Annotated in this window: 11 protein-coding genes; 8 read left to right on the top strand and 3 right to left on the bottom strand. The window is 37.5% G+C overall.

Translation table 11 applies throughout. From position 1 onward, the window contains the following. Position 1 precedes the first annotated feature (1 nt). Together PZ892_RS03340 and PZ892_RS03335 are read right to left on the bottom strand one after the other, a co-directional pair. Positions 2-664, bottom strand: coding sequence for a glycosyltransferase (locus tag PZ892_RS03340; protein ID WP_182498138.1), 663 nt, complete (start codon positions 662-664; stop codon positions 2-4). 10 nt (positions 665-674) lie between these two features. Further along, a complete protein-coding gene (locus PZ892_RS03335) occupies positions 675-1,859 on the bottom strand; it encodes a glycosyltransferase (RefSeq protein ID WP_182498137.1) in 1,185 nt (394 codons plus the stop codon). A gap of 134 nt (positions 1,860-1,993) precedes the next feature. Between PZ892_RS03335 and PZ892_RS03330 the strand changes: the two genes are divergently transcribed. From PZ892_RS03330 to PZ892_RS03315, 4 genes are all read left to right on the top strand, one after another. Beyond that, a complete protein-coding gene (locus tag PZ892_RS03330) occupies positions 1,994-2,479 on the top strand; it encodes a histidine phosphatase family protein (RefSeq protein ID WP_182498136.1) in 486 nt (161 codons plus the stop codon). 21 nt (positions 2,480-2,500) lie between these two features. Further along, the gene (locus PZ892_RS03325) at positions 2,501-4,510 is read left to right on the top strand and encodes a thioredoxin domain-containing protein (RefSeq protein WP_182498135.1); all 2,010 of its coding nucleotides are present in this window, start codon (positions 2,501-2,503) and stop codon (positions 4,508-4,510) included. Between the two features lie 20 nt (positions 4,511-4,530). Further along, positions 4,531-5,031, top strand: coding sequence for a peptidylprolyl isomerase (locus tag PZ892_RS03320; RefSeq protein WP_182498134.1), 501 nt, complete (start codon positions 4,531-4,533; stop codon positions 5,029-5,031). Between the two features lie 213 nt (positions 5,032-5,244). Next, positions 5,245-6,714, top strand: coding sequence for a sulfatase (locus PZ892_RS03315; protein ID WP_182498133.1), 1,470 nt, complete (start codon positions 5,245-5,247; stop codon positions 6,712-6,714). Positions 6,715-6,721: 7 nt separating this feature from the next. Here the strand turns inward: PZ892_RS03315 and mnmD are convergent, their stop codons facing one another. Then, positions 6,722-7,387, bottom strand: a complete 666-nt coding sequence (gene mnmD / locus PZ892_RS03310) for a tRNA (5-methylaminomethyl-2-thiouridine)(34)-methyltransferase MnmD (RefSeq protein WP_182498132.1) — start codon at positions 7,385-7,387, stop codon at positions 6,722-6,724. 60 nt (positions 7,388-7,447) lie between these two features. On the opposite strand from mnmD, the gene PZ892_RS03305 reads away from it, so the two are divergent. From PZ892_RS03305 to PZ892_RS03290, 4 genes are all read left to right on the top strand, one after another. Next, on the top strand, positions 7,448-8,680 hold the full coding sequence (locus tag PZ892_RS03305; RefSeq protein ID WP_094255354.1) for a dicarboxylate/amino acid:cation symporter: 1,233 nt from the start codon (positions 7,448-7,450) through the stop codon (positions 8,678-8,680). A 286-nt stretch (positions 8,681-8,966) separates the two neighbouring features. Next, positions 8,967-9,386: a cytochrome c maturation protein CcmE gene (locus PZ892_RS03300; RefSeq protein WP_094255355.1), complete on the top strand. Its 420-nt coding sequence runs from the start codon at positions 8,967-8,969 to the stop codon at positions 9,384-9,386. A 22-nt stretch (positions 9,387-9,408) separates the two neighbouring features. Next, positions 9,409-11,880, top strand: a complete 2,472-nt coding sequence (ccsA, locus tag PZ892_RS03295) for a cytochrome c biogenesis protein CcsA (protein WP_182498131.1) — start codon at positions 9,409-9,411, stop codon at positions 11,878-11,880. Beyond that, the gene (locus PZ892_RS03290) at positions 11,880-12,653 is read left to right on the top strand and encodes a Rossmann-like and DUF2520 domain-containing protein (RefSeq protein WP_182498130.1); all 774 of its coding nucleotides are present in this window, start codon (positions 11,880-11,882) and stop codon (positions 12,651-12,653) included. Before ccsA ends, PZ892_RS03290 begins: the two co-directional genes overlap by 1 nt. The last annotated feature ends 173 nt before the right edge of the window (positions 12,654-12,826 follow it).

The raw sequence follows: 12,826 nt of genomic DNA, 5'->3' as shown, positions 1-12,826 counted from the left end.
CCTAAAAGATTTTATCATAATAGGCATTTTGTTGCTCTTGTTTATTTATCTCTTTTTTATGAATAATAGCAAACTCATACCCTTTACCTTTTAACCGTCCCATTTTTTTATAACCGGTCAAAACCTCATGAACTTTATTGCGCCACTTAATTGGATAATCGGTTTTGAGCTTTATTATCCTTGCCTGCCAGTCTGGGTAGTTAATATATCCATCTTCATTTAGTTTCCAGTTCCATTTTTTGAGATGTTCTTCTGTAATTCCTTCTACAGTATTGATCCTTGGAACATTGAAACAATCGTATTTAGACTTTAACGCGAGGTAACCTGGCAACTTTTCAACAAGCGAATCTGGCAACATTTCATCGGCATCAATTTGAAACAGATATTCGCACTTTGCCAATGTTATTAACTGATTTTTAAATGTAGCAAAATCTCCATTTAAATTTGACTCTGCCTTAATTATCTTATTTCCATAATTACTTAGAATTTCGGAAACCCCCTCATCTCTTTTCGTTACATCTTGTAAAACTACGATTTCATCTTTTTGTCTAATTCTTGGAATTAAAAAATCCAATAATTTTTTGATTTCCAATCGTTCATTACATACAGTAATTGCATATGTGATGGAAGGAAGCTTGCCAATTAAATATGAAAATATAGACACTAGGATAAATTTATTTTTGATTAACAACTATTGGAAAATTCTTTTCCAAAGATCGAAAATTATTTATTTTTCCAGAAATATTCCCTGTCTTAATTTTCGAATAATCTTTAAATAGGCTTTTGATGAACTTTTTTGATTTTATTTCATTTCTTGCAATTATATCAGATAAGTCTTTTATCCGCAAGTAATCCTTCTCTATCAGTTTTCCTTCATCCAAATAGATTATTACATCATGTTTCTGGAGTTTATTTTTTGATTCCAATCTTTCAGTTAAATCAATTTTTGTGGTTGTTTGATATTTATCCACATAACTTTTTTTACCAAGATCAGAATATACTTTCGCGAAAAAAGGTTCAATTTCAAACATTCCATCGACAGTTGCATTTTCGACAACGGCAACTAGGTCATATGCCTTTTTAAAAGAGCCATTGGGATGGCATCTCCATTTTCTGAAAAAATTCTTAAAACTCAATTCCTCAATAGCTTTTGTCTTTTTTTCAAATTCCTTGGAATACCTAGAAGTTTTGCTGACAAAATGATAACCAATAGCTTTCGGTACAACAATAAACCTTGCATTTTGAAGATAAAACCGCATTATAAGGTCCGAGTCTTCATAAAACATTGGATAAAACAAAGTATCAAGCCCCCCCATCTCAATTAACCATTGTCTCTCGACGCATATAAAGAAACTTTCATCATTGGTTTCAAAAGGATTTTGTTGCTTATGAGCCTCCTCTTCAACATACTTATCAAAGCCTTCCTCATCAAAGCTCATTATATCATTTCCAAAATCAATATTTGTTTTCCAATCTCTTTTATCACCTGCAAAAATTGGTGGCTCCACAAGCGAATAGAAGAGCACAGCATCCTTTTGCCATGATTTCACCAATTCCTCCAAAAATCCCTTACCAATTATGATATCATTATGCAGATAGCTAATTAGTTCTGAAGTAGATATTTCAACTCCTTTATTATAAGTGTGAGATAGTGACTTGGACTCTTCGGAATAATAATATTTTAAATTCTTATCATTTAAACTATCCAACCACTCATGGGTTCCATCGGTACTACCATAACTGACAAATACCACTTCGACCTCTTTATATAATTCGCGTAATCTTTTGTAGAATGACTGAGTGTAGTCTAAATTATTTTTTAATCCTACTATTAGCGATATTTTTTTTTCAAAATCCATTTTACTTATTAACCAGTACCACTATTTTCAACGAAGTTAATAAACATCTGTCAAAATACTATTTCTTAACAATTTCAGAACGATTTATTAATTATTAAATTTTTATCTTGTATACCTTACAAGCTAATAATATCATGAATACACTATACCTTATCAGACACGCCAAGGCTGAAGAACATACTTTTACGAAGGATGATTTTGACAGAGATTTACAGAAGAAAGGTCGCGAAAGAGCACATCGCATTGCAGAAGAGCTAAAGAAAACGCTTCAAATTGATGATAAAACCCTAGTGATTTCCTCTACAGCAAACCGCGCTATTCAAACTGCTGAGATATTTTGTGAGGTATTAAATTATCCAAAGGATGCAATCCAACAAACGAGAGATATTTATGAAGCCCACTTTATGGATATTCTCAAGGTTATCAATACTGTAGCTGACAAATATGATACTTTATTAGTATTTGGACATAATCCGGGACTTTCGAATTTGACGAACTATTTAAGTCATTCGGAGATCGAACTTGCGACTTCAAATGCTTCTAAATTGCAGTTGGAAGATGATTTATCCTTTAAAATGCTTGCTGGCGGAACTGCCAAGCTGGTAGGGATTTTAAAATAATAGTTTTTACCTTCGTATGTTATGGCAAACAAACTACAAGGTGAAAACTCCCCCTATTTAAAGCAACATGAACATAATCCTGTCCATTGGTTTCCATGGTCAGAGGAGACATTGGATAAAGCAAAGGCTGAGAATAAATTAATTATTGTCAGCATTGGTTATTCTGCTTGCCATTGGTGTCATGTCATGGAAAGGGAAAGCTTCGAAAACGATGCTATTGCTCAAACCATGAATAAGTTCTTTGTTTCAATAAAAGTTGATCGTGAGGAACGACCTGATATTGATCAGATCTACATGATAGCAGTACAACTGATGACGAATTCAGGAGGATGGCCATTGAATTGTATTTGTTTACCAGATGGAAGGCCTATCTATGGTGGAACTTATTTCAAACCTCAGGATTGGCAGCAGGTTTTGTTACAAATTGCCCAAATGTGGGAAGAAAAACCTGAAGTTGCTATCGAATATGCTGAACGCCTTACCCAAGGCATTAAACAAGCCGAAAAACTCCCTATTCAAAGTATTCCCGAACAATATAAATTAGAAGATATCCTTCAAGTTGTAGAACCCTGGAAAGAACAATTTGATGGTAAAAATGGTGGTTATTTCCGTGAACCTAAATTTCCTTTGCCAAACAATTGGATATTCTTCCTACGCTATGGCTTTCTCAATCATGATCAAGAAGTTTTAAACCATGTCCACTTCACTTTAGAAAAAATGGCTAATGGCGGCATTTATGATCAAATAGGCGGCGGGTTTGCGAGATATTCAGTAGATGGCCGTTGGCATGTCCCTCATTTTGAGAAGATGCTTTATGATAATGGACAATTGCTGAGTTTATATAGCGAGGCTTATCAGAACAGACCTTCTATCTTGTATAAAAATGTCGTAGAAGAAACTATAGCATGGGCCGAACGGGAAATGTTAGATTCGAACGGCGGTTTCTACTCTGCCCTTGATGCTGATTCGGAAGGTGTGGAAGGAAAATTCTACACTTTTGAAGATCAAGAATTCGATTTCCTAGGTGCGGATGCAGAGCTGGCTCGGAATTATTTCAACATCAAAAAAAGTGGTAACTGGACCGAGGAGCAAATCAATATTCCTTTTGTTAGTTCAGAAGATCAGGAACTCATAAAAGAGGCTGGATATACTGAAGAAGAATGGCAAAGCCATTTAAAAGAGATCAAAGCAAAGTTGTTAAACTACCGAAGTAAGAGAATTCGTCCGGGTTTAGATCATAAACAATTAACGACATGGAATTCTCTTTTCTTAAAAGGACTGGTGGATGCTTATCGAACCTTCAATTATCACCATTATTTGGACTTGGCAAAGGCTGTTGCAGGATTCATTGAAGAGCTTTGTTGCCAAAATGGCAGACTTCTTCACCAGCCGTCAGATAAGAATAGAACAATTTTCGGATTTTTGGATGATTATGCATTTACCATCGAAGCTTATATTGCATTATACGAAGCTACCTTCGAGGAAGATTGGTTGAATAAAGCAAAATCGTATTCAGAGTTAGCAATAGAGCAGTTTTTTGATTCCAAGGAAAGCATATTCTATTATAGTGCTGCAGACGCTGAAGTCCTAATTGCTCGCAAAAGTGAGATTATGGACAATGTCATCCCTGCTTCTTCATCGACTTTCGTTCGTTGTTTATTTAAACTCGGCGTATTATTTGATAATAGTAGGTACACGGAGATTGCAGAGAGAGTTTTTGCAAACGTATTTCCGCATATTAAATCTTATGGTTCGGCTTATTCAAATTGGGCAATCCAACTATTAGAATTACATTTTGGACTCTGGGAAATCGCTATCACAGGCGAGGATGCCAAGAGCTGGCGAGAGGAACTCGATCAATATTATATTCCTAACAAAATCACTTTGGGAGGAACAAAAAGCAGTCTTCCTTTGTTAGAGCATAAAAACCCTGCGGATGCCAAAGCATACCTTTGTCAAAATAAGACTTGTAGTCTTCCGCAGTCATCAATATCAAATATTATAGAATTAATAAATAATAAACAGGGATAGGTTCCCACAATCTAATCAGAATGGCAGTAGAAAACAACAATGTAGTAACATTGAATTACGTACTTCATACAATTGAAGATAACGGTGAAAAAACATTTGTAGAGCAAACAACAACTGAAAATCCTTTAACATTTTTATATGGTGTAGGCATGATGCTACCTAAATTTGAAGAAAATATTGCTGGTTTAGCTGCTGGTGATAAAAAATCATTCGAATTAGAGGCTGCTGATGCTTATGGCGAACGCGATGAGCGTGCAATTGCACAATTACCAGCAGACATGTTTAAAGAAACTGGTCTTCCTCCAGTAGGTGAAGTTCTTCCATTACAAGACAACCAAGGAAATCAATTCCGCGCTGTTGTAGTAGAAGTAACTCCTGAGGCAGTTGTAGCTGACTTAAACCACCCAATGGCTGGAAAGAAATTAAACTTCGATATCGAAGTCTTAAATACTCGTGAAGCAACTCCTGAAGAATTATCTCATGGTCATGCTCATGGTGCTGATGGTAACGAAGGTCACTAAGAAACACTACACAACAACAAAAAAGGTCGCTGAGGAATATCCTCACCGACCTTTTTTTATTTAACTCCAAGACAACTTAATAAATAAGTTCTCTTCTACCCTTCCCATTTAGACACTGGCACTCCTTTTCATTTACTGTTTTCCTTAATATTAAGCAGCATATTATGGATGTCAGCCGGCTTTTCTTTATATTAGTTAAAATTCCTAAACCTGATGAATATTAAACTTTCACTATTTCTGGTCTTTAGTGTCTTGTTAAATACGGCCTTTGCGCAAAAGAACACATCCAAACCCAATATTATCCTTGTTTTTATGGATGACCTTGGATATGGCGATCTTGGTGTAACAGGGGCATTAGGTTATCAGACAGCAACGCTGGATAATATGGCGAATACAGGAATTCGGTTTACCAATTTCTTGGTTCCGCAAGCTGTATGTTCTGCTTCAAGGTCAGCATTGTTGACCGGAAATTATCCAAACAGAATGGGAATCAGTGGAGCATTTATGCCAAAAACCGGAGTAGGGCTTAATCCTGATGAGGTTACCATGGCGGAGATGCTTAAAAGCAAAGGTTATGCGACACAGATAATCGGGAAATGGCATTTAGGAAGTGAACCGGAATTTCTACCAACCAAGCAAGGCTTTGACTCCTATTATGGTATCCCTTATTCGAACGATATGTGGCCAGTAGGATTTGATGGAAAACCAGCAAAACCAGATAGTTATGTAGCAAAATATCCTGTATTACCATTATTGAAAATAAAAGAAGGTCAAAACATTCCGGATACCGTAATGAAAATAAACAACCTGGAAGATCAAGCTTTGCTAACAGAAGCCTATACCAAGGAAGCGATTGATTTTATCAAAAACAACAAGAAGAAACCTTTCTTTTTATACCTGGCGCATAGCATGACACATGTTCCTATTGCAGCTTCCAAAAAGTTCCGAGGAACCTCCGAACAAGGACTCTTTGGCGATGTTATGCATGAAATCGATGATTCCATGCGACAAATCTTGGAAACCCTAAAAGCAAATGGATTGAGCGACAATAGCATTGTAATCTTCACAAGTGATAATGGTCCTTGGCTAAACTTCGGAAACCACAATGGCTCTTCAGGGGGATTTAGAGAAGGGAAAGGAGCCAGTTGGGAAGGTGGTCAACGCGTGCCTTGTATCGTTTATTGGCCAAGTAAAATCAAAGAAGGTCGTATCAATAATAACCTGACAAGTAGTATGGATATTTTTGCAACCATCGCAGAAATCACCAATTACTCCGAAAATCCCAATCAAATTGATGGCATTAGTTTCCTATCACAAATTAATGACCCGAAGGCTGAAGCATCCAGAAAATCGATGTATTACTACTATAACCAAAATGATTTAGAGGCTGTTCGTTTTGAAAACTGGAAGTTGGTTTTTCCTCATAAATCAAGATCCTATGAAGGAGTACTTCCGGGAAATGACGGTTTTGGGGGGAATTACAACGAACTTCAGGTTAAGACCATGGAACTCTATGACCTTCGTCGAGATCCAGGAGAACGATATAATGTCATTGAGCAAAATCCTGAAATCTTGGAGAAGTTATTGGAAATCGCGGATGAGGCTCGCAAGGATCTAGGTGATAATCTAACGAAATCAGAAGGACAAAATCGCAGACCTTTAGGTAGGATTAATAAGAATTAACAGCATTTTAAAGCTTGGTTGCTCTCAACATTTCACGTTTTCCAGGAGCACCAGGCGCTTTTTCAATCGTGAAGCCGATGGCCTTCATCGCTCTTTTCAAGTTTCCTGTAATCGCATAAGTAACAAATACCCCTCCTGGTTTTAAGAACTGACACACATGAGCCAAAGTCTCAGGAGTCCACATCTCAGGTTGGTGTATCTCCGCAAAGGCATCAAAATAGATCACATCGAAGCGTTGTTCTGTTGTGAATGCCATTACTTTTTGATGAGCAATCGTTAAGTGGATCTTTTCATCCAAATCAACTTGAGAATCGATAGCATTCGAGTAATTCTGAATGAAATTATCCCAAACTTGCTGCGAAATATATTGATCATATTCTGATTGTTGAATCAAATCCTCAGCTAAAGGAAAGGCTTCGATGCCAACATAATTAACTTCAATATCGTTTTTTGAACAGTAATCGGCGGTCATCAAGAAATTCAAGCCTGTTCCAAAACCAATCTCTAAAACAGCTGCCGATTGACTAGACTCCTTTTCTAACCAAAAACGCAATCCCGTATTTAAAAAAACATGAATACTTTCCTGATGGGCACCATGTTTGGAATGATAGTGTTCACCAACCTCTGCATGATACAAAGTTTTTGAGCCATCTGCTGTTTTAACGAATTCCATTATATATTTTTGGCAAATCTAAAATAAAAACAAGTATTTTAGCTTGAACAAATTACTTAAATGAAAGAAATTTTAAAAAATTACGGAAGTATCATCTTACTTCTGATAGGTATTACCATCGGTAGTCTTGTTGGAATATTCCTACCTCAAATGGTAGATTTCCTAAAGCCTATTGGTGATATTTTCTTAAATCTACTCTTCGTTTCAGTCATCCCGCTTTTGTTTTTTGCGATTTCCTCCTCCATTGCGAATATTGAGGATAGCAACAAATTAGGTAAAACCATTGGGGTAATGACAGCGGTTTTTATAGGTACTATTGTCATTGCAGCAGTAGCTACAATCGCCGGTTTATGGGCTTTCCCAGTAACAGCGATCTCGGATGGTTCCGCTGTGAATGAAGCCCTTTCCACAAATGCCAATGAAACCTGGGGGGACCGTATCGTTCGTTTCTTGACGGTTGATGAATTTGCTAACCTCCTTTCCAGAAAAAATATCCTTGCTTTCGTCATCTTCGCATTGCTTGTTGGAACTGCAACCCGTAAATCAGGAGAAATGGGCAAGCAGTTTACAGCTTTCCTGAATGCAGGGAATAAGGTGATGGAAAACCTACTTATCCTAGTAATGAAAGCTGGACCAATTGGTTTAGGAGCTTATTTTGCTTATCAGGTTAAAACTTTGGGGCCTGAATTATTCGGTTTCTATGCAAAACCTTTAGGTTTCTACTATGGCTTTGGAATCGTGTTTTTCCTGGTATTCTTCAGTATATATGCATTTGTTGCCAAAGGATCCTCTGGTGTAAAATCTTACTGGAAACATAATATATCGCCATCTTTAACTGCAATCAGTACCTGTAGCAGCTTAGCAACTTTGCCAGCCAACCTAATTGCATCTAACCGAATTGGTATCCCTAAAGAGATCTCTTCAATCGTAGTTCCATTGGGAAATACCTTGTATAAAAATGGTTCAGCCATATCATCCATCCTTAAAATCTATGTAGCCTTCTCAATCCTAGGTTGGGATTTCTTCGAACCTTCCACATTGATTACTGCGGTGGGTATTACGGTTTTGGTTTCGATGGTTGCCGGAGGTATTCCTAATGGAGGGTTTATCGGAGAAATGTTGATGATTTCAATCTATGGAATTCCAAACGAAGCCGTTCCATCCATCTTGATTATTGGGGCTTTGGTTGACCCATTAGCCACAGTTTTAAATGCTACTGGAGATACAGTTGCTGCTATGTTGGTTACCAGATTCTCCGGGGAGAAGTTTAATCCGGAACAGGCTGAAGCATAACGACAAAAAGAAATATCTAATATCAAGAAGCTCCTTCAAACCAACTGATTTGAAGGAGCTTCTTAATTTGAATCACTAATATTACAATCCTTTTACAGTCAACATCCAGTAAGACAAACTGAAACGATTTGAATAAAAACCCTTAACACGCTAATAAACAACATTATAGCATATAAAATAATCATTAACTAGAACCATTCTAAATAATTCAATTTCTTTGTTAAATTCATTGCTTGCCCTACTATTTCGTAATTTTGCATTTGGTTAATATTATATTCACATAGAGATGAAGAAAAGTTCGATCATTTTAATTGTAATTATAGCGATAGCTATTGCGATGATACTTGTGATCTATACCGATTCTAGTACATATTCGACATTTACAGAGGCGAAGGAAAAGAATACAGAATTATATGTGGTAGGTGTTTTGAATAAAGAAAAGGACCTGCATTATGATCCTGTAAAGGACGCTAATCATTTTTCCTTTTACATGTTTGATAACGACAGTACGGAATGTCAGGTTGTATTTAAGGGTTCAAAACCACAGGATATCGAAAGATCCGAGCAAATCGTATTGACCGGAAAAATGGAAGGTAAAGTTTTCCATGCCAGCAAGATTTTGATGAAATGTCCTTCAAAATACAATCAAGATCAGATGGAAGTTATTGAATCTTCCGCGGCCCCGGCAACAGCATCAGTAAATTAAGAATCCTATACCTCAATATTTTATGGACGTAAATTACGTTGGAGAAAATCTACTTCCAGGTCAAATTGGACAGTTTTTCGTAGTCCTTTCATTTGGAGCAGCATTATTATCCTTCATTTCCTATTTCTTTGCAACTCAATACCCTGAAGAAAAGTCATGGAAACAATTAGGGCGCATTGGTTTTTGGTTAAACGCCTTATCCATCGTCGTAATTGGTGCCACCCTATTTTATATCATTTACAATCACTTATTTGTTTACCATTACGCTTGGGCCCATTCCTCAATGACCCTTCCTACGCATTACATCATCTCATCCTTTTGGGAAGGTCAAGAAGGAAGTTTCTGGTTATGGATGTTCTGGCAAGTCGTAATGGGCTCCATATTAGTATTCAAAGCGAAAAGCTGGGAAAGCCCAGTAATGACCTTTGTCATGCTATGTCAACTCTTCCTGGCATCCATGCTTTTAGGAGTTGAAATATTGGGATCTCGTATTGGTAGTTCACCGTTTATCCTACTTAGAGACGCTATGGATTGGCCGATCTTAAAAGATCCGAACTACCTATCCATGATTAAAGACGGTCGTGGTCTTAACCCTTTATTACAGAATTATTGGATGGTTATCCACCCACCAACTCTATTCTTGGGCTTTGCATCCATGATTGTTCCTTTCGCATACGCAGCTGCCGGTTTATGGCAAAAACGCTATAAAGAATGGATTAATCCAGGATTACCTTGGGCACTCTTTGCTGTGATGATCCTCGGAGCAGGTATTATCATGGGGTCTTTCTGGGCGTATGAAGCATTGAACTTCGGTGGTTTCTGGGCATGGGATCCTGTTGAAAACGTTTCAATTATCCCTTGGTTGACCTTGATCGCTGCTGTACACGTGATGGTAGCTTTTAAGAATACTGGCCATGCATATTTCACCTCCGTATTCTTGGCCCTAATCAGCTTCGTATTGGTGATCTATGCCTCCTATCTAACTCGTAGTGGTATTCTTGGTGAAACCTCCGTACACTCCTTCACCAGCTTAGGAATGTCCGGACAGTTGATCTTGTTCAATGTGGTCTTCCTACTGATCATGATTGGCCTATTGGTATGGAGAAGAAAAGACATGCCGAGCACGAAAAAAGAAGAAGAAATCTACTCTCGTGAATTCTGGTTGTTTATCGGAGCATTGGTTCTTACCGTTGCTTGTGTTCAAATGATTGCAACGACGTCTATTCCGGTGTTCAATGCGTTATTTGGAACCAAAGTCGCTCCTCCAGTTGACCCAATTCCTCACTACAACAAATGGCAAGGCGCCTTTGCCGTAGTGGTGATGTTATTAACAGCATTTACACAATTCTTAAAATACAAACGTACAGACAGTAAAAAATTCTGGGCAGCAACCATAGCTTCTTTTGTTTTTGCACTGATTATCTCTGCAATCATCGTTTATTTCACAAATATCTATACCAATATCATGTTCATCCTGATTACATTCACTTCGGTGTTCTGTATTCTGGTTAACTTGAGAATATTAGGAGATTCATTCAAAGGAAAATGGCGTTTGGCGGGTTCAGCAGTATCTCACATCGGTTTTGGTTTATTATTAATCGGTGCATTGATTGCCGCTGCTACCAACGAGGTTGTTTCGGTAAATAGCAGTAACTATATTGCTGTTGCGGGATTTGACCAAGTAGAAAAACCTGGTGATAACTTATTCCTTACTGAAGGCGAACCTGTAGACATGGGTAAATACAAAATCACCTATATCGGTGACTCCGTAGCTAAGCCCAATGTTTATTATAAGATCAAATATGACGAGATTGATGAAGAAACTGGAAACACCAAAAATTCATTTATCTTAAAACCATTTGCTCAAAACAACCCACAAATGGGTGGTTTGATTGGTACTCCAGGTACAAAACACTTCCTAACTCATGATATCTACACGATTATTACGGCTGCTGCTTCTGATTCTCAGAAACCTGCTGAACATAATCCTGAAGAAGGTGGAAGTGCTGGTTTCGAAGATTATGAAGAACCTGCGACTTATGAAGTCAATGTGGGTGATACGCTACGTTATAGAAATGGATTCTATGTAATTCAAGGCATCAACAAGGATGCTAAGCTTGAAAACATGCCAAAAGCTGATGATGACATCCTGGTTGGAATGAAAATCAAGGTAGTTTCCAAAGAAGGAAAGGAATTCCCTGTTGAACCGATCTTCTTAATCAAAGGTGGTAATACTTTTGATTTCTACAAAGATGTTGAAGAGCAAGGATTACGTTTCAGATTCACGAAGATTATGCCTGAGAAAAACAAATTGGAATTGATGGCATATCAAAAACCATTACCTGAAAAGAAATGGGTGGTATTTAAGGCAATCAAATTCCCTTACATCAACTTCTTCTGGTGTGGTACCATCGTGATGACGATTGGATTCGGAATGGCAATCTACCGTCGTGTTAAAGACAATAAAAATAAAGAAGATAAAATAGCAGCATAATGAATATTGTCCTCATTGGTAGTGGAAATATTGCTACCCATTTAGGGAAAGCTTTCGCAAATGCAGGACATCATATTGCTCAAGTATATAGTAGAACATTAGCCAATGCCGACGCATTGGCTAATGTTTTATCTGCACAGGCCATTGATAACCTCGATGACCTCATTTCAGATGCCGACTTGTATTTATTGGCTGTTTCTGACTCTGCATTACCTGAGTTAGCAGGAAAACTACCTAGCAAACTAAATGGAATTATTGCCCATTGCTCTGGGGCGACCAATATTTCCATTCTTCAACATTTCCAGAATCATGGTGTCATCTATCCGGTACAGAGTTTCTCAAAAAGCAAAGCTCTGGACTTGAGCCGTACGCCTTTTGGAATCGAGGGAAATCAACCTGAGGTCTTACAAAAACTTTCAGCGCTAGCCCAGCAACTTTCCGACAAAGTATTCCCATGTGACAGTTCCCAGCGATTGGCGCTTCATGTTTCTGCGGTATTTGCTAATAACTTCAGCAATGCTCTTTTCCAAGTATCATATGAACTATTGCAGGAGCACAATTTATCCTTTGATTTGATTCGCCCGATTATTCAGGAAACGGCAGAAAAAACACAAAATCACGAACCTAGCCAGGTTCAGACAGGTCCAGCAGTCCGAAATGACCAAACTACCATGTTGACACATTTCAACTTTCTTAGTCCCCATCCTGATTGGCAACTTATTTACCAAAAAATATCGGACCTTATTATAAAAACAAGAGAGAATAAATCATAAAATTATCAATTCACTAAATCTTTAAACTTCTCACTAATTTTTTCATAATCCCCCCTGAACTTGCTAATTTTGCATCCAAATAACCGGTTACAGGGTTCTCGTTCCTTTTATGGCACATTTATGGCGGAACCTAAACTGTGGTAATAAATTATAATAAGTTTAGCATAATATTT

The sequence above is a fragment of the Sphingobacterium sp. WM genome (assembly GCF_029542465.1).
Taxonomy (GTDB): domain Bacteria; phylum Bacteroidota; class Bacteroidia; order Sphingobacteriales; family Sphingobacteriaceae; genus Sphingobacterium; species Sphingobacterium cellulitidis.
This window is presented reverse-complemented; position numbering and strand designations above follow the sequence as displayed.